General features: G+C 43.1%; 15 protein-coding genes. 4 read left to right on the top strand and 11 right to left on the bottom strand.

Features of this window, described 5'->3' with window-relative positions:
• Nucleotides 1-64: 64 nt before the first annotated feature.
• Together ispE and ACQ4LT_RS07720 are read right to left on the bottom strand one after the other, a co-directional pair.
• Nucleotides 65-940 carry a 4-(cytidine 5'-diphospho)-2-C-methyl-D-erythritol kinase gene (ispE, locus tag ACQ4LT_RS07725; protein WP_445665454.1) on the bottom strand — a complete coding sequence of 292 codons (876 nt, stop codon included), beginning with the start codon at nucleotides 938-940 and terminating at the stop codon, nucleotides 65-67.
• 118 nt (nucleotides 941-1,058) lie between these two features.
• Nucleotides 1,059-2,474, bottom strand: a complete 1,416-nt coding sequence (locus tag ACQ4LT_RS07720) for a CCA tRNA nucleotidyltransferase (protein ID WP_445665453.1) — start codon at nucleotides 2,472-2,474, stop codon at nucleotides 1,059-1,061.
• Between the two features lie 127 nt (nucleotides 2,475-2,601).
• Here ACQ4LT_RS07720 and ACQ4LT_RS07715 point away from each other — a divergent pair, with 127 nt between their 5' ends.
• Nucleotides 2,602-3,534, top strand: a complete 933-nt coding sequence (locus tag ACQ4LT_RS07715) for a cation diffusion facilitator family transporter (RefSeq protein WP_445665452.1) — start codon at nucleotides 2,602-2,604, stop codon at nucleotides 3,532-3,534.
• 194 nt (nucleotides 3,535-3,728) lie between these two features.
• Here ACQ4LT_RS07715 and ACQ4LT_RS07710 read toward each other — a convergent pair whose 3' ends face one another.
• Complete coding sequence (locus ACQ4LT_RS07710; protein WP_445665451.1) at nucleotides 3,729-4,736, bottom strand: sugar phosphate nucleotidyltransferase; 1,008 nt, start codon at nucleotides 4,734-4,736, stop codon at nucleotides 3,729-3,731.
• Between the two features lie 120 nt (nucleotides 4,737-4,856).
• On the opposite strand from ACQ4LT_RS07710, the gene ACQ4LT_RS07705 reads away from it, so the two are divergent.
• Nucleotides 4,857-6,533, top strand: a complete 1,677-nt coding sequence (locus ACQ4LT_RS07705) for a UDP-N-acetylmuramoyl-tripeptide--D-alanyl-D-alanine ligase (RefSeq protein ID WP_445665450.1) — start codon at nucleotides 4,857-4,859, stop codon at nucleotides 6,531-6,533.
• 58 nt (nucleotides 6,534-6,591) lie between these two features.
• On the opposite strand, the gene ACQ4LT_RS07700 is transcribed toward ACQ4LT_RS07705, so the two are convergent.
• From ACQ4LT_RS07700 to rpmH, 8 genes are all read right to left on the bottom strand, one after another.
• Nucleotides 6,592-7,083 (bottom strand): hypothetical protein, encoded by a 492-nt coding sequence (locus tag ACQ4LT_RS07700; RefSeq protein ID WP_445665449.1) that lies wholly within the window; start codon nucleotides 7,081-7,083, stop codon nucleotides 6,592-6,594.
• A 110-nt stretch (nucleotides 7,084-7,193) separates the two neighbouring features.
• Nucleotides 7,194-7,526 carry a hypothetical protein gene (locus tag ACQ4LT_RS07695; RefSeq protein WP_445665448.1) on the bottom strand — a complete coding sequence of 111 codons (333 nt, stop codon included), beginning with the start codon at nucleotides 7,524-7,526 and terminating at the stop codon, nucleotides 7,194-7,196.
• Nucleotides 7,527-7,817: 291 nt separating this feature from the next.
• The gene (locus ACQ4LT_RS07690) at nucleotides 7,818-9,152 is read right to left on the bottom strand and encodes an aminopeptidase P family protein (RefSeq protein ID WP_445665447.1); all 1,335 of its coding nucleotides are present in this window, start codon (nucleotides 9,150-9,152) and stop codon (nucleotides 7,818-7,820) included.
• A gap of 78 nt (nucleotides 9,153-9,230) precedes the next feature.
• Nucleotides 9,231-10,154 (bottom strand): type I restriction enzyme HsdR N-terminal domain-containing protein, encoded by a 924-nt coding sequence (locus ACQ4LT_RS07685; RefSeq protein ID WP_445665446.1) that lies wholly within the window; start codon nucleotides 10,152-10,154, stop codon nucleotides 9,231-9,233.
• A gap of 257 nt (nucleotides 10,155-10,411) precedes the next feature.
• Complete coding sequence (yidC, locus tag ACQ4LT_RS07680; protein WP_445665445.1) at nucleotides 10,412-12,235, bottom strand: membrane protein insertase YidC; 1,824 nt, start codon at nucleotides 12,233-12,235, stop codon at nucleotides 10,412-10,414.
• 22 nt (nucleotides 12,236-12,257) lie between these two features.
• Nucleotides 12,258-12,482 (bottom strand): membrane protein insertion efficiency factor YidD, encoded by a 225-nt coding sequence (yidD, locus tag ACQ4LT_RS07675; RefSeq protein ID WP_445665444.1) that lies wholly within the window; start codon nucleotides 12,480-12,482, stop codon nucleotides 12,258-12,260.
• On the bottom strand, nucleotides 12,479-12,913 hold the full coding sequence (locus tag ACQ4LT_RS07670) for a ribonuclease P protein component (RefSeq protein ID WP_445665443.1): 435 nt from the start codon (nucleotides 12,911-12,913) through the stop codon (nucleotides 12,479-12,481). Before ACQ4LT_RS07670 ends, yidD begins: the two co-directional genes overlap by 4 nt.
• The gene (gene rpmH, locus ACQ4LT_RS07665; protein ID WP_445665442.1) at nucleotides 12,894-13,049 is read right to left on the bottom strand and encodes a 50S ribosomal protein L34; all 156 of its coding nucleotides are present in this window, start codon (nucleotides 13,047-13,049) and stop codon (nucleotides 12,894-12,896) included. The genes ACQ4LT_RS07670 and rpmH overlap by 20 nt, the downstream gene beginning before the upstream one ends.
• Nucleotides 13,050-13,267: 218 nt before the next feature.
• Here rpmH and secA point away from each other — a divergent pair, with 218 nt between their 5' ends.
• Entirely contained in the window at nucleotides 13,268-16,669 is a 3,402-nt protein-coding gene (secA, locus tag ACQ4LT_RS07660; RefSeq protein ID WP_445665441.1) for a preprotein translocase subunit SecA, read from the top strand.
• A gap of 9 nt (nucleotides 16,670-16,678) precedes the next feature.
• A complete protein-coding gene (ppgK, locus tag ACQ4LT_RS07655) occupies nucleotides 16,679-17,437 on the top strand; it encodes a polyphosphate--glucose phosphotransferase (RefSeq protein WP_445665440.1) in 759 nt (252 codons plus the stop codon).
• Nucleotides 17,438-17,478 lie beyond the last annotated feature (41 nt).

Raw genomic sequence — 17,478 nt, 5'->3', positions numbered from 1 at the left:
AGCTGTACACTAAGTATATATCACTACATTGTAAGGATGGTCGCTTGACATCGAATACACAAACCTACACCTTGCGATAAATCCCGTAATCAGGTTCAAAGCCGGGACGTGTTAGGTTCGTTGGGAAGTCCAGTTCTAATAATCCCTTATAGGCATTGGTTGCTACAAAATCCTGCTCAAAGATGCCATACACGGCCGACCCGCTTCCCGTCATTGAAGCATAGGTAGCACCAAATTCGTACATCTGATCCTTCATATTCCCGGACACGTTAATACGTGGGAAGACTGACCTTTCGAGATCGTTATTGAGAATAAATTGCCACTCATCAATATGCTCTTCGGTAAGTATTTTTTTTAAGTCGAATTCCGGCTCGGGATCGGGCACACAGTTTTGATAGGCTTCGGCCGTACTACTCTGCTCATTGGGAAAACAGGTAACAATCCAAAAATTGGGTTGCAGATCCAGCTGTTCAATTTCATGGCCAATGCCTTTGGCAATGCCGGTTTTCCCTTTGATGAAGAAAGGAACATCGGCTCCCAGATCGCGGCTTAAATCGATGAGTTCGTCATCGGTAAGTCCCAGGTCCTCAATTTTATTCAACATCCGTAGCGTAAGTGCAGCGTTACTGCTTCCACCGCCAAGTCCGGCCCCAGCAGGAATTCGCTTATCTACACGAATTAAATAATTATGCTGCAGTCCGATGTATCGATCAAGCGTTTCAATGGCTTTGTTAATGAGGTTACTGTCATCAGTGGGGATATTCTCATCGTCCATCTCCAGTTTCATTTCCCGAGCCTGCTTTACCTCGAAATGGTCACGCCATTCCAGAAAACACATACCGGTTTCTATGGCATGGTAACCGGTGGGTAGGCGTTCCAGAACGTGCAATCCTAAATTTATTTTTGCATACGAATCGGCAATCCATACGTCGTTGGCCATAAAATTTTCTATTTAATTAACTAATGAAACCCTGCGGGTTTCTTTGAAAAAACTGCGAATATTATTTCCACCTATTAACTCTAATAACGAAAACCTGCAGGGTTTTAAAGTAGTATTATTATTTCTCGACAAACTGGTCTTTAATTTTCATCATGTGATCATAAGCGGCGTCATGTTCGTTGGGGATTTCACCATCCAAAATTGCTTCTTTGATCGCATCTTTGATATTGCCGATTACCGGTCCGGGATCCAAATCTAAGGCCTTCATAATTTCATCCCCGCTGATTGGGTTGGTCCAATTACGGATGCGATCTTTCTTTTCAACTTCTTCGATTTTATTCTCTACATAATCGAAGTTGCGGTTGTACTGCTTCACCTTGTAATCATTTTTACTGGTGATATCCGCACGGCAAAGGGTCATCAAATCGTCAATATCGTCGCCAGCTTCGTAGATCAGGCGACGCACGGCACTGTCGGTTACATCATCAGAAACGAGCGCAATAGGACGCAAGTGCAGACGCACCAACTTGCGGACATACCGCATCCGTTCATCAAGGGGCAGTCCCAATCGCCGGAAAATAGGCTTCACCCATTTAGCACCCAGTGCATCGTGGCCGTGAAACGTCCAGCCCGTTCCTTCTACAAATTTCTGGGTAGCAGGTTTTGCAATATCGTGCATTATCGCCGCCCAGCGAAGCCAAAGATCGCCGCCCATTTCAGCTACATTGTCGAGTACTTTGAGCGTATGCCAGAAGTTATCTTTATGACGAACCCCCCGCACCTCTTCAACGCCGTGCAGCTTAACCATCTCAGGGAAGAAATGTTCCAGCAAGCCGGTTTTAAACAGATGGTCAAATCCGATGGAAGGTTTGTTGGCCAGCACAATTTTGTTTAGCTCCTCAATAATGCGCTCTTTGGAGATAATTTCGATACGCGCGGCCATTTCTTCGATACCGAGATATGTTTGTTCCTCGATATCAAACTGTAGCTGCGTAGCAAAACGGATGGCGCGCATCATTCGCAAGGGATCATCCTCAAAGGTTTTAAGCGGATCAACCGGTGTGCGGATGAGTTTCTTTTTAAGGTCTTGTATCCCGCCAAAGGGATCCACAAGCTGACCATAACTTTCTTCGTTTAGCGACCAAGAAAGAGCATTTATTGTAAAGTCGCGCCGCAGTTGGTCGTCCTCCAGCGTACCATCCTCTACAGTGGGCTTGCGGGAATCACTTCGGTAACTCTCCTTGCGCGCACCCACAAATTCCAGGTCCATGTTGTCGTGCCTGATGTGGGCAGTGCCAAACTGCTTATACACCGAAAGGTTATCGGCATTCAGCCGATCAGCAGTTTCTTTAGCAATTTCGATGCCCGATCCAACAGTCACAAAATCAATATCCAGATCATCCGCATCTTTGGTTCGGTCGAGATAAAAATCGCGCACGTATCCGCCGACCACATATACATCCTGGCCAATTGTTTTTCCGGCCTCTGATATTTCTTTAAATACTTTCTGATGCTTTGGAGGGATGTCTTCCACTTCGCCTGTCTTTCATTAATTACTTGTCATAAAACGAGCGTAAAAATAAGAACAAATATACTTGCTTTCAGGTATTCTTTGCGTAATCTTTTAACCCTGTTATAATCAACATTTATCGGAATATTTCGTGAAAACATCCCCTGCCAAAACAGCTCTGCGCATCAGCTTGCTGGTATCGGTTCTGTCTCTTTCACTCAAAGTTACAGGTTTTGGCATTACTGGTTCCAATACAGCCTTGTCTGATGCTGCGGAATCTGTAATCCATGTTCTTGCCGTGGCATTTGTCTATTACGGATTACTGCTGAGTACTAAACCTGCTGATGAGAAACATCTTTATGGACACGAACGCGTCGAGTTTTTATCTGTGGGAATTGAAGGGGCTGTTATCACTCTTGCAGGTATCACCATCATTTATCAATCTGTCGAAAATTATCTGTATGGATATAATCTCCGCGAGCTTATGACCGGTGTGTATCTCATTGGCGGTGCGGGAATTATGAATCTTGCCTTAGGCAGTTATCTGTTAAAAGTCGGACGGCGCGAAGAAAATATGATCGTTATAAGTAATGCCAAACATACACTTACAGATGTATGGACCAGCGCCGGAGCAGTTGCCACTCTGCTGATTATTAAATATACAGATTTTCTGATTCTTGATTCTGTAGTCGCCATTTCACTGGCCTTTTATATCATGTACGAGGGATTTAAGCTGCTTAAATATTCAGTGGATGGACTTATGGATTCTCGCGATCCAGAGGTTGATAAAGCCATTCGTAAAGAATTATCCAAAGAGCTGCCGGGATCTATGAACAATGTACATAATTTGCGTCACCGTACTACTGGCAGCACAACGTGGATTGAATTCCACGCCATCTTTGAGGAAGATGTAAACCTGGAACAGGCTCATGACGAGGCAACACTGCTTGAAAAACAACTTATTAATGCCGTCAAAGGGGATGTTATTGTTACTATCCACCTGGAACCGGAGGGTAGTCACGAAGAGGTACACAACACCCTGAAAGATGCCGATCAAAACCGCCCGCTTGAGGATTTTATTTGATGGCTAATAGTAGTGAGTTATGATATTTTTGTAATAAGTATAACTCAAGTCTCAATCCCCTATATGGTTTTGAGGGAGTTGTACTCTCGTTACCCTAAGGCTCAGGAGTTCAACTCCTTCGCAACTTTTTTAACAATAAAAATGCCCGGTACTTTGGAAGTGCCGGCATTTAATCTTTAACTATTTTTATAGATCTATACCTCAATCCCTATTTTTGTATGATCACCCAGATGCACTTCCTGATCAACATCTTTGAGTTCCACATGTCGACCAATTGTTGAATTCTCGATGTTAGAATCTTCGAGTTGTGCATGCTCTTGGATCAGACTGTTTTTAACTGTGCATTTTTTGAGCTTTGATCCCTCGGCAATGCTGGCTTTGGGGCCTATGATACAGTTCTCGAGTTCGACATCATCCCCAATATAAACGGGGGGGATAATTTTAGTATCTGGGAAACGATCTTCATCTACTTCTTCATATTCTTTCTCGGTAATAATACCGGATGTCTCTCTCCAGGCAGGTAGCGTACCGCAGTCAAGCCATTGATCAACCGTTGCCTTTTTAAACACTTTATCATCCTTTAATAGACGATCAAGGGCATCGGTGAGCTGAAATTCATTTCCTTTTCCGCGGATATTATTATCCAGCAGATACTCAATTTCTTTCTTAAGCTGGGCTCCATCCTTAAAGTAGTAAACACCGATAATTGCCAGGTTTGAAATCGGCTCGTCGGGCTTTTCCACAAAATCAGTAATTTTACCATCCTTCTCTACAGCTACGCCAAAACGGGAGGGATCGTCCACTTCTTTTAGCCAGACAACGCTGTCGGCATCTTCGATAGATACTGAATCTTCCATATCAAAAATAGTATCAGCAAAAACAATAATGCATTCGCCATTCAGATCTTCTTCGGCGCAATACACGGCGTGGGCCGTTCCCTCGGCTGTCTCCTGAACTCGAAAGGTAGCCTCGGCATTCTGGCGATCGCTCATTGCTTGTAGTGCGTCTTTAATCTCCTGACCAAAATCGGGACCGAGAATAAATACAATTTCATCGATATTCCGGTCAAGTGTGCGCGCAAACGTTTCTACAATACGTTCCACAATCATCTTTCCGGCGACGGGCAGCAACGGTTTGGGAACGGTATGCGAATGGGGTCGAACTCTCGTTCCTCGACCTGCCATTGGGATTATTAATTTCATATATTTGAACGAATTTTAGATGAAAGATTATCTATTTTGTTTAGCACACTAATATAATGGATGTTCCAAACTTTAGCGACCATTCATCACTTACTATCTTTTTAATCTAACTGCTGTATATTGAACTGGTATTTAAATTTTATTGATATCCTGATCTTGGTTTTCGTGCTGGTTATGGCACGTCATACCCTGCTCAGGGGACGTTATTTTCTGCACATTTTTCAGCAGAACGGCTATAAACTCAACGAGTTTTGGCACTGGCTTGTCCAGCACTGGAATCAGCGTGTCATAACAGTTGAGCACGTTTTGTACAATGTTATCATTTTTGTTTTGCTGATCTTTCTCTCTAATACGGTCACAGGTAGCGCGGCTATTATCATTCTGGCTGTTTTTGGGATTTCCTGGTTTGGCCCCTTCAATTATTACGGTGGAGAAGAATCCAAAAAACCGCTTGTATTTACCCCGCGAATGATTCGCCTGACGATTCCCTTCGCAATACTATCACTTTTAATACCGGTGACAGTGACCTTTATTTCGTATGCTGGATATATCCCATTCACTGCAATGACCATTAAAAGTTCGGGATTGTATGCCGCCGATATGTATCTGCTTTCTTTCGGATGGGTACTGGGTAATGCACTGGTTCCCTTTTTCATTTTTGTGGCTGCCTTAATTACTAAACCTATAGAGGCATACGTCCACCGACATTTTATCAAGTTGGCCAAGCAAAAGCTTTCCCAGATGCCCGATTTAACAGTTATTGCTATTACCGGCAGTTATGGAAAGACGAGCACGAAGTTTATGATTCGCGACCTGCTGAGCGAACGATATGCTGTTTGCTCAACACCGGGTAGCTATAATACGCCAATGGGCATTTGCAAAGTCATTAACAATGATCTGGAAGCTCGCCATCAGATTCTCATACTTGAGATGGGAGCTCGCTACGAGGGTAATATCGATGATCTTTGCGATATTGCCGAGCCGGATATTTCGGTTGTAACCAATGTAGGAGTTGCTCATCTCGAAACTTTTGGCTCACAGGATGCCATTGCCAGAACGAAATCCACATTGGTAAAACGTACCAAGCCAAAAGGGAAAGCCGTTCTTAACGCTGATGATGAACGCGTTATAGCTATGGCTGATCTTCGGGATGATCTGGAGTTCACTTTTGTAGGGCTGGAATCCGGTGATATCCGTGCTAATGATATTCAGTATGGACCCGAAGGAATGAGATTTTCAGTAGTTGTAGATGATCAGGAAGAGCAGCAATTTACGATGCAGCTGCTGGGTTCCCATAACGTGCAAAATATGCTGTTGGCCGTGGGGGTTGCCCGATCATTCGGACTACGTCTCACCACCATGGCAATGGCCGCATCGCGCATGGAACCCGTAGAACACCGGCTGGAACTGAAGTCGCAGAACGGTATTACTGTAATTGATGATGCCTTTAACTCCAATCCCGTTGGTGCTAAAAATGCCGTTGAAACACTTGCGGCTTTTGATAGCGGATGTAAAATTATTATTACTCCCGGGATGATTGAATTGGGTGATCTACAAGAGGAAAAGAATCGTGCATTTGGAGAGCAAATTGGTAATGCCGGCTTAGATCTGGTAATTCTGGTGGGAGAAAGCCAAACTAAGGCTATCAAGGAAGGGGTTGCATCAACCGGTTTTGAAATGGAACATGTAAAAACGGTAAGTAGCCTTTATGAGGCTAACCAAACAATGCAAGACTTTGCTCAAGAAGGCGATGTAGTACTTTTTGAAAATGATTTACCGGACAGTTTTAACGAGTAAAGTATTCTCTATTTAGATAAAGCCCACTTCCCAAGTGGACTTTCTCTTATGGTTAAACTTATAAACCTATCTTAATTCCGATGCCGGAATTTAGCATTCCCACTTCAGTATTATTTCCATCATCAAAGATGAACGCATTGAACCCCAGTTCTCCAAAAATGGCAAAATGTTCATCCATCATATATATCGAACCCAATACTAATCCAGGCCCAATTACAGGATCCTCAAATTGGATGTGCAGATTTATGCCCCAATAGGTGGTTATGGATTCAGATGACATTCTTTCTGTATTTTTCAGATAGCTAAGATCTAATAAGTAATTATCCAATATACTATTCCCCAAAGAATTAACTAAAACGAATCCCGTTGCTCGCAATCTGCCATAGCTTCCAGAGCTGTAGGATGCTCCAACAGTTGGGGCAATACCAGATATTTTAACTACGGCATCAAACTTTGAGCTTGATGCTTTTTGAGCATTATCCTGAGCTATTGTATTTGTGGCGAAGAATAAAAAAGGAACAAATAATACAGCGAAATATTTTTTGAACATACCAATCAAATTAAAAGAGGTTTATTTGTAGACAATTAAAGAGTATTCAGAAGCTTAGCTGTTACAAGAAAGTAGGCCAACTACATAAGAGATGCTATTTTCAAACAAATCTAAAAACTCACTTTTAGTCCTACTCCAGAATTGTGTAGCCCAATGGTCGAATTGCCATTTCCATCTATAAAAGCATTAAGGCCAACCTCTGCAAAAATAGCAAATTTAGAACTTAGCTGATACGAAGATCCTAACAGTAACCCTGGTCCAATAAGCGAATCTTCAAATAGCATATTTACATTAAGTCCCCAGTAGGTATTCAACGTTTCACTATTCACCCAGTTGGTATAGCGAAGATAACTAAGATCTAAAAACAGTTGATTGTCATGCGGTGATAGGTTTGAATAAGTCGTTACAAAGCCAAGTACTCTCAATTCACTAGTATTACTCATCCCGTAGGATACTCCTGCAGCAGGAGAGATGCTGCTAACCTTTATAGAAAAAGAAGTAATGCCTTCGGAAGTTTGACCAACTCTTTGGGCGGTTGCTGTACCAGCCGGCAAACTCAAAAGGATCAAGCAAACTGCCAAAAATAATAAAAGAGCAGAATTCAGAGGACGAAGAAATATACTTTCTAACTTTTTAACTCTCTTGCTAAAAGTCATATCTATCAGAATTTTGGATAAATAAGAAATAAGATAAAGTCCACCTGGGAAGTGGACTTTATCTATATAACAAGCAACTTACCCAGCCATTACTTTTTCTATTTCATCCCGCTCTTTAGGAACGGTCGTCATATTTTCGCACCCATCTTCAGTTACGATGATGTTATCCTCAATGCGAACACCGCCAAAGTCCATCATATCGTTCAGCTTCGAAGCATTCAAGAACTTTGAGGCTTTATCATCTTCAAGAGCAGGTTTTAAGAGCGCTGGAACAAAATAGAGTCCCGGCTCAACCGTCAGCACCATACCAGGCTGTAACGTTCGGCGCATTCTCAGATATTTAATACCCGGACGTTCAATACGCTCTACGCCTTTAGGATATCCCCCCACGTCATGGGTATCTAACCCAATAAAATGGCCGAGTCCGTGTGGAAAGAAAAGCGCGAAAATATCCTCTTCCATAAGGTCGTCGATCGAACCTTTTACGATATCGGCATCCTTAAGTCCCTGCATCATCACCCGCGCTGCCAGAATATGTAGATCCTCCATTTTTACTTCAGGTTTTGCTGCGTCAATAACTTGTTTCTGAGCTTCCAACACCGCCTCATAAATTTCCGCTTGTGTATTCGTAAATGCTCCGTTGGCGGGATACGTCCGCGTAAAGTCCGAAGCATAGCCATTACACTCATATCCGGCATCAATCAAAAACAGGTCGCCGTCTTTTATTTCGCGGTTGTTTTCCACATAGTGGAGAATGGCGCTGTTTTCTCCCGCCGCAAAAATGCCGTTATAGGCATCTTGCATCAGTCCGTTTTTTATCTGATGATAATCAAAGACCGCCTTGATTTCGTGCTCATGTTTGCCGGGTTCCAACGCTTCCAGTACAGCTTTGTGAGCGATATTATTTACACGAGCGGCTTCTCGCATCTGGTTGAGTTCCCAGTCTGTTTTAAACACGCGGCAGTGAGTAATGGCATCATCTAACGTATCCAGATCGATAGGTAGGTCCCGCTCAAACTGTTCGATAAATTCGGCCTGTTCTTCCTCAATACAATAAATTTTTTCAGGTTCTAAATCTTTTAGTACTTGTGGTAGTTTGTTCTCGTAGTGCAGATGATCGGGTTGGTATTCGTCCTGAAGCTGATCTTTTGTTTTTACTCTTCCGTGCCAGACTGCGTACTGGGCATCACGTTTGGGAGCAAACAGGTGATAATCCTGATTTTTAAGATCGAGGATGAGATGGAAATCCGGTTCATTTACACCGGTCAGATACCAGAAATTCGACTCCTGCCGAAAAGGAAACTCATAATCCGTATCATAACGATACATTAATTCAGCACCCTTCATATAAACGATGGCAGATTCCTCGTCATCAAGCAGTGAGAACAGTTTTTCGCGGTGTAAATGATGCATAGAACAAAATTTTTTGATGAAAATGAGAGATGGAAGTTACAGTAAAAATTGTATCCAACAAACTGCTGAAAGCGAAAATTAATCGACATGTTCTATAAATAATTGGTCGATCTCTTTTACCATATCATCAACCTTGGTCTTCGATTCCAAGTCCATATAATTACTAAGATCAAAAGTTTTAATACCCTGCCGGGAATACACCGAACTATTTCCCTTTTTATCGGCAAAAAGCACATCCAGATTCACTTCCAGTACGGCCCTGTTTTCATTTTCTTTATTGAGAATAATTACAAGACGATTGCCTCCGAAGGCCGTGTTTAGGGTCGTTAAAGCCAAACGTCGGTTCTCTAATGTTTGTACGATTCGATAATAGTGATTGAGGTCGAGGTCAGAGGGACTATTGCTGAATGTCAAAAATTGGACTTTTGCATCATTGTTCGACAACCAGATATTGGGCAATATTTTTTCGAGCCATAATCGCAGCTCCGGGGATGCTTTTTTGCCGGCAAAACCACGCTGTTTCCAGTCATCAAAGTCGTATGCTAATTGCTTTTGTTTCTCATCCAAAAAGTCTGGATGGCCGTTCAACTTTTTTACCTTGCCCGATGTTTTATCGATGGCGTACCAGAAATCCGAAATACCGTTGGTCATCAGCAAATAGGGAGCACCCACCTTTTGGTTGTATTGCGCTACCTGCTCGGCGGTTTTTGCAGATATGGATATATACTCTGCCTTGCATTCCACTAACAATTTGGGTTCAAACTGCTGGGAATAACAGATCAAATCGGTTCGCATGGAGGTATCACCCAGTTTTCCAATTGATTCCTCGGTTGATATACGATGTTTAGACCAGCCCGCTTTGATCAGGGCTTCCATAATCCGCAGACGCACTCGTTCCTCGGGCAGGTTCTTGAGGGCTTTTTTATGGATGGGATTCCATAGCTTTTTCTCACGGTCACGCCAAATTATCCGAGGATAAATATGTTTTGCAATACTTGCCATAAGGCCAAATATAGGGATGATTTATGAACTGCCAATTTTCATGTGATATTTGATCATAAATTAAGCATGCTGTCATTTCGACCGTAGCGAAAACGGAATGGGAAATCTGTGTCTTTATGATTGGAGCTCTATAAATAGGAACCTCTTTTTTACCTTCGAGAAGGTCATTTTCTTGTACAAAAAGCTTGGCAAAAATATAAAAGACCCCAGAATTCCGGGGCCTTTTATTATACTAAACTAAAATTTTGTAATTCTCCTTACGCTGCTGCTGCCTCTTTTTCCTTATCCATCTGGCGGTAGATAATTAACTGCTGGGCGATGGATACGACATTATAAATCAGGTAGTAAAGACTTAGTCCGGCTGCAAAATTGTTAAAAATAAACAGCAGCATAAATGGGAAAACGTATTGTAAGGCTTTCATGTTAACGCCGCCGGGTCCGCTACCACCGCCACCGCCGCCGGGCCCCATACCGCCAGTAAGTTTACTTTGAGCAAACATTGCCGCAGTCATGAGGAGTACAAAGCCTGCTACTTGGTCACCCAAAAAGGGCACGCTAAAAGGGAGGCTTAAAATATAGTCCGGTGCCGAGAGGTCACTTGCCCACAGGAATTCCTGTTGACGAATCATGATAGAATTCTGGAAGAAACGCCAGAGGGTAATTAAAATAGGTAACTGCAGCAGGTTAGGTAAACAACCGCCCAGCGGATTAACGCCCTCTTCCTTATACAGTTTCATGGTGGCCTTCTGTTGCTTCTCGGGATCATCCTCATATTTCTCCTTAATCTCCTGCATCTTGGGTTGCAGCTCTTTCATAGCTGCCATACTGCGATAACTTTTCTTGGTCAGTGGATATAGCACCATTTTAATCAGTACCGCGAACAGGATAATTGCAAAACCGTACCCCATATAACCATCAACAAAACCAAAGTAGGGAATAACAAGATACTCAACGATGGGATCAGAAAGCCAGCTAAGCCAGCTGTAACCCGTGTCAACCATGTTGTATGTGGTGCCCTCATAATCTTGTAAGGCGTAATAGTCTAAGGGTCCTACGAACATGTGGAATGAGGCGGTACCCTGCTGTGAAAGATCAGTTGTTATAAATGATTGATATCGGTGTTCGGTGGTTGAAAGTTCCGTTTCCCCACTCTGTTCACCTATAAGGTGGGCCCCTTCTGTAGTGTTACTCGTTTTTATAATTTGGGCAAAAAACTTGGTTCGCGTAGATACCCAGTCAATCGTACCATTGTAATCCTGGGTATTGCGTCCGGCTTCGCTAAGCTTAAGCTGTTCCATTTCTCCCCCGGTATATACATATGCTTTTGCATAGGTAGCCTCGGTAGTAGCCGGATTTTTTTCGGTGAAATTGAGCGGTGACTTCCATCCAAAGTCAAAATTGCCGCCAATGATTTGTCGCTGAAGTCCTTCAAATTCAACATCTAATTTGATCTGATGTGAGTCTCCAAAAAGGGTGTATGTGTAAATCAGGCGCTTATCATCGCTGATATTTAGTGCATATTTAACCTCGGTAGAATCATCTTTACCAATAGAGATCGAGTTACCTGGTGTAACTTGTTCAAAAACCAGATTGTCAGTTTCTACATTGTAATTCTCGCTGGTGAGGAACCCCAATGAGTATGCCGATTCAGTAGTATCTTTGATCATCTGAACCGGTTTATGATCCCATGTCTCGTAGTCTTTAAAAGTAATTTTGGATGGACCAGCACCAACATTGGTAAAGGTGGCATTATACAGGGGGGAATGAACTACTAATTTTGTAGTATCATCGATACTGGCTTCAGAAAATATCCCCATCTCGGGTTTTTCTTCCTGCTCTTGGCTTAGGCGGGGGGTCGTCTCCTCCTCATCTTGTTGAGATTCTTCCTGCTGTTGGGCTAAGTCTTCTGCCTGTGCCTGCTTTTGTTGCTGGCTATCGGCCTGGGCAGCAGCTATACTATCCTGACGAGCCTGCTCGGCCTGCCGTTGCTGTAGTTCCTGTTCCGATGGCATGGAATAATAGGTCCATGCAACCATTACTAAAAAAATTAATATAAATCCGGTTATAGTGTTACGATCCAAAAGAAATCCTCAGTCTGTATTATTAATTATTTTTTGGTTCCGGTACAGGGTCATGTCCTCCTTTACTCCAGGGATGACAACTCCCAATTCGTCTTATCGTCAGCCATAACCCCTTGAATGCACCATGTTTTTGAAATGCTTCAATACTGTATTGGCTACAGGTTGGATGATACCGACAACTGCTGGGTGTCCATGGAGAAATGACTAATTGATATAAACGGACAATTGCTATTAAGAGATACTTCATGAATGGCCGGGCGAAATAGTAGAGAGTTGATCTCGAACTTTGCTAAGCAAAGCGATAGTATTTTGTTCTATATCAGCGTAATTGGCATTAATGGTTTTTGCCATGAGCACTCCATGAAACGTGATATCAGCAGTTTCAACAGCTTCAGATAAGATATTCTGATGACGCCGATATGCTTCTTTGAGAAGACGCTTCATGCGATTTCGCTTATTTGCTTTTCCCAAGCTTTTTTTGACAACAAATCCCATAAGGCAACCGGAAGAATCTGTTTCCAAAATCTTAAATCGCAAATCAACAACGGTATTACGTATGGTTTTTGCGTCTTGTTCAAATAGACGCTGAAAATTCTTCCGGCCTCTTAATATTTTGGCTCGGGGCAAAGTTGCATCATTATCCGAGCCAGAAATATGGTTACTTGGGTCCTTGTTCATCACTTACGGTTAAGCCGTGACGTCCTTTTTTGCGACGCTTCTTCAATACCTTTCTTCCGTTCTTGCTGCTATTACGCTTACGGAAACCATGCTTGGATTTACGCTTCTTGCTGCTTGGTTGGTAAGTACGTTTCATTGTTAAAATCGGTTTATGAAAATTCAATTCTTAGATAGATTTCTAAAATAAAAATAAAATTAGACAATAAGAACCCTAAATTATCGGTTACATTAAAGTGCATGGGTATTAGCATGAATTTAAAAATTACCTGATCTGCCGTTAAATAATTTGAACAGGCACTACGTAAACTGTAACTTTCACAAATCACAAAAATTGTACGAGACCCGTAATATTTTATGTTCGATACATTCACCGAAACGGTTGGAGACGTTTTAACCTCTATTTTTGGTACCAAAAGTGATCGCGATCTTAAAAAGATCTGGCCCATTGTTGAAGAAGTAAATGAACACTATGAGGGCATGGACCAGCTTTCTGACGAGGAGCTAAAGCAAAAAACAGAAAAATTCCGTCAGAAAATATCGGATGCAACCAAAGAAATTGATGAAGAAATTGAGTCTTTAAAAGAGACTCTCAACAGTGATGAGGAGCTATCCGTAAATCGTCGGCGCGAACTTGCTGAAGAGTTAGATGAACTTAAGCAAGAACAAACCGATACTATTGAAGAGGTGCTGGATGAGATTCTTCCTGAAGCTTTTGCTGTGATGAAGGATACCTGCCGCCGATTTTTAGGAGAAAAATGGATGGTTGGCGGCAATATGAACGAGTGGGAGATGGTACCCTACGATGTGCAGATTGCCGGTGCCATTGCGATGCATCAAGGTAAAATTGCTGAAATGAAAACGGGTGAGGGTAAAACGCTGGCTGCCATTATGCCGGCGTATTTGAATGCACTCAGCGGTCGCGGTGTGCATATCGTCACAGTTAATAATTACTTGGCTAAACGTGATGCCGAATGGAACGAGCCGCTGTTTAATTTTCACGGCCTCGAAGTAGATTGTGTTGATCTTTACGACCCGAACTCCGAGCCGCGCCGTAAAGCATACCAAGCCGATATTACCTATGGAACCAACAACGAGTTTGGTTTCGATTATCTCCGTGATAATATGGTTGTGAATTCGGAACAGCTGGTGCAGCGCGATCACAACTTTGCCATTATTGATGAGATTGACTCTATTCTTATTGATGAGGCCCGAACGCCACTGATTATTTCTGGTCCCGTGCCCGAAGATACACAGTCCGAAAAATATGAAGAGCTGAAACCTCGGGTTGAGTCACTGGTCAGTGCCCAGAAAAAATTGGTTGCAAATCTTGTCAAGGAGGCACAGGATCATCTCGAAGAGGGAAATAGGGAAAAAGCTGGTCTTGCGATGTATCGTGCCCAACGTGGATTTCCCAAGAACAAGAAATTCCGCAAAATGATGCAGATTCCTGAAAATCAGAAACTGGTTCAGGAAACTGAAGCTTTTTATCTGCAGGATAACGCCCGTCGCTTGCCTGAGGTTGACAAAGTACTCTACTACTCGGTGGATATGAAGATGAACAACATCGAAATGACTGAGAAGGGGCAGGATTTTATTACCAAAGCCGATGAAGAGGAAGAGTTTTTTGTAATTCCCGATCTCGGAACCGAAACCACTGATCTCGATGAAGAGATGGATGAGCTTCGGGAAGAGAAGATTCAGGAAATTAAAGAGAATGAGGAGTGGAGTGAGGAATACAAAGAAGAAAAGATTGAAGAAGCGAAGCAGGAAGTGGCTCAGAAACGTGAAAAACGCCTGAATGAACTACACCGCCTGTTTGCCGAACGCAGTGATCGTATCCATACGGTAAACCAGTTGCTTAAAGCCTATACGCTGTTCGAGCGCGAAGAGGAATATATTGTGCAGGATGGTAAAGTCCAGATTGTTGATGAGCACACCGGACGTGTTCTTTCAGGAAGACGTTATTCCGACGGATTGCACCAGGCACTTGAGGCCAAAGAGAATGTGAGCGTTGAGGCAGCAACACAGACGTATGCAACTATTACGCTGCAGAATTATTTCCGCATGTATAATAAGCTGGCTGGAATGACCGGTACGGCAGCAACGGAGGAGGGCGAATTTAACGAGATTTATGACCTCGATGTTGTTATCATCCCTACCAATGAACCGGTGATCCGGGATGATAAAGAAGATCTCGTATTTAGAACTAAGCGCGAAAAATACAACGCGGCTATTGAACGCATTCGTGAATATCATGAAAATAAACAGCCGGTGCTCGTGGGTACCACCAGCGTGGATGTTTCGGAAACGATCAGCCGGATGCTTAAACGCGAGGGAATTCCGCATAATGTGTTGAATGCCAAGCATCACGCCCAGGAGAGTGAAATTGTTGAAAATGCCGGTCAGCCGGGTGCTGTTACGGTGGCTACGAACATGGCTGGTCGCGGTACCGATATTAAACTGGCTCCGGGGGTCAAGGAGCGCGGTGGACTTGCAATATTGGGAACTGAACGCCACGAATCCCGACGTATTGACTTACAGCTGCGTGGACGTGCCGGTCGACAGGGTGACCCGGGAGAATCACAATTTTTTGTATCTCTTGAAGACGACCTGATGCAGCTTTTTGGATCTGATCGCGTTGCCAATGTAATGGAACGCCTTAATTTTGAAGAAGGCGAACCCATTACGCACTCTTGGATTACCAAATCACTGGAGCGTGCCCAAAGTAAGGTTGAGCAAAATAACTTTAGCATTCGTAAGAAACAGCTGGAATATGATGATGTGTTGAACAACCAGCGTGAAGTTATTTATAAACGTCGCAAACACGCACTGGAGGGAGATGAGCTTCGGAGCGATATTTATGACATGCTTGAAGACCTCGTGGAAAGTGTTGTTGAAGAACATTATCCACAGGGTGAACTTGACAAGCTGCGCGATACTATTCTGCGATTCTTGGCGGTAGATATTAAGCTGGATCGCGAAGAAATGGGTAAAATGGGTCCCGATGTACTGATTGACCATATTATCGAGCGGGCCTACGAGGTGTATGGTCAGAAAGAAGAGATGATCTCCAAGCCGTTGTATCAGGTCATTAAAAATATTAAAGAGTCGGATGCTGATAATAAGCCAACCAAAGTACAGGTTATTTTTACTGATGGTATTCGCCGCCTACGAGTAGTTGTAGATGTTGATAAAGCCTATGAAAACGAAGGCAAGGAGGTTGCACGAGCTCTTGAGCGAACAGCCGTACTCTCAACTATCGACAGCAAATGGATGGACCACTTGCGTGAGCTCGATTCGGTGAAAGAGGGTATTGGTCTGCGGGCATATGGACAGAAAGATCCCCTGCTTGAATACAAGAAAGAAGCGTTTGAAATGTTTAAACAGCTTCTTGACGAAATCAATCAGGAGGCTATATCACTGATCTGGAAGGCGATACCCGAAATGCAGGCTGATGAGGAGAAAATGAAGCAAGCGCCCGAAGAGCGTGCCAAAGTGGATATGAATCGTGCTAAAACGGAGCATTCGGATGCAACGAACATGGGCTTTAAATCAGGAGATGGAGCTCAACAAAATGGAGGCCAACAGCAACAACGCAGTGATCAGAAGCCCCAACCCGTAACTGTTGAAGAAGAGCCCGGCCGCAATGACTATGTTAAGATTCAAAACATGAACAGCGGTAAAGTCATCGACATCAAATGGAAAAAAGCCAAGCGCATGATCGATGAAGAAGGCTGGGTGCTTATTGAGAAATAGAAAATCTATATGGAAGTTTTAGGAATAGATATTGGCAGTTATGGTATAAAAGGCTGTATTGTAGATACCGAGAAGGGAGAAATTATATCAGAACGTAATAGTACGCCGCCCCTCGATGATACTACGCCCCATAAGATACTTGCACAGATGCATCAAATTGTGAGCAAGGAATTTAAGTGGAATGGCCCCGTAGGTTGTGCCTTCCCCGCCCCGGTTAATAAGGGTATTGTGCTATCTGCCAAGCGAATTAACGATTCTTGGGTTGATGCCGATGCCGAGCAACTTTTTTCTGAGATTACCGATAATGAATTTTCTGTGATTAACGATACAGATGCCACCGGTCTGGCGGAGATGCATTTTGGGGCGGGTCAAAATCAGGATGGCGTAACAATTGTACTAACCGTAGGTACCGGTATTGGTTCTTCTGTTTTTGTGGATGGGAAACTGGTGCCCAATACGGAATTGGGACTCATGGAAATTCGGGGAATTACTGTTGAAGAACGTGCCTCAAATAAAACGCGTAAAGAAGAAGGCATTCGCAAAAAAACGTGGGCTAAACGATTGCAGCTCGTTCTTGAGCATTTTGAAGAAATCTTCCACCCAGACCTGTTCATTTTGGGTGGCCAGTTAAGCAGAAAGGCCGATAAAACCTTTCCGTTTATTAAAATTAATACGGCATTTAAAGCAGCCAGTTTTTTAAATGATGCCAGTATTGTTGGCGCTGCGATGGTTGCTGCCCATAATAAGAATAAACTGTATAATCGTTAATATTGGATTGAAAGAGCTAAAAGAGTAAAAATTGTTGTATT

The sequence above is a fragment of the Fodinibius sp. AD559 genome, from assembly GCF_052712805.1.
The sequence above is the reverse complement of the archived record's forward strand: the minus strand, read 5'-3'. Positions and strand labels throughout refer to the sequence as shown.

Bases quoted from the DNA above. Each gene is read 5' to 3' on its own strand.
- rpmH (WP_445665442.1), bottom strand. From the start codon at position 13,049: ATGAAACGTACTTACCAACCAAGCAGCAAGAAGCGTAAATCCAAGCAT.
- ACQ4LT_RS07700 (WP_445665449.1), bottom strand. From the start codon at position 7,083: ATGTTCAAAAAATATTTCGCTGTATTATTTGTTCCTTTTTTATTCTTC.
- ppgK (WP_445665440.1), top strand. From the start codon at position 16,679: ATGGAAGTTTTAGGAATAGATATTGGCAGTTATGGTATAAAAGGCTGT.
- ACQ4LT_RS07695 (WP_445665448.1), bottom strand. From the start codon at position 7,526: ATGAGTAATACTAGTGAATTGAGAGTACTTGGCTTTGTAACGACTTAT.
- ACQ4LT_RS07685 (WP_445665446.1), bottom strand. From the start codon at position 10,154: ATGGCAAGTATTGCAAAACATATTTATCCTCGGATAATTTGGCGTGAC.
- ACQ4LT_RS07670 (WP_445665443.1), bottom strand. From the start codon at position 12,913: ATGAACAAGGACCCAAGTAACCATATTTCTGGCTCGGATAATGATGCA.
- ACQ4LT_RS07710 (WP_445665451.1), bottom strand. From the start codon at position 4,736: ATGAAATTAATAATCCCAATGGCAGGTCGAGGAACGAGAGTTCGACCC.
- secA (WP_445665441.1), top strand. From the start codon at position 13,268: ATGTTCGATACATTCACCGAAACGGTTGGAGACGTTTTAACCTCTATT.
- yidD (WP_445665444.1), bottom strand. From the start codon at position 12,482: ATGAAGTATCTCTTAATAGCAATTGTCCGTTTATATCAATTAGTCATT.
- ACQ4LT_RS07690 (WP_445665447.1), bottom strand. From the start codon at position 9,152: ATGCATCATTTACACCGCGAAAAACTGTTCTCACTGCTTGATGACGAG.
- ispE (WP_445665454.1), bottom strand. From the start codon at position 940: ATGGCCAACGACGTATGGATTGCCGATTCGTATGCAAAAATAAATTTA.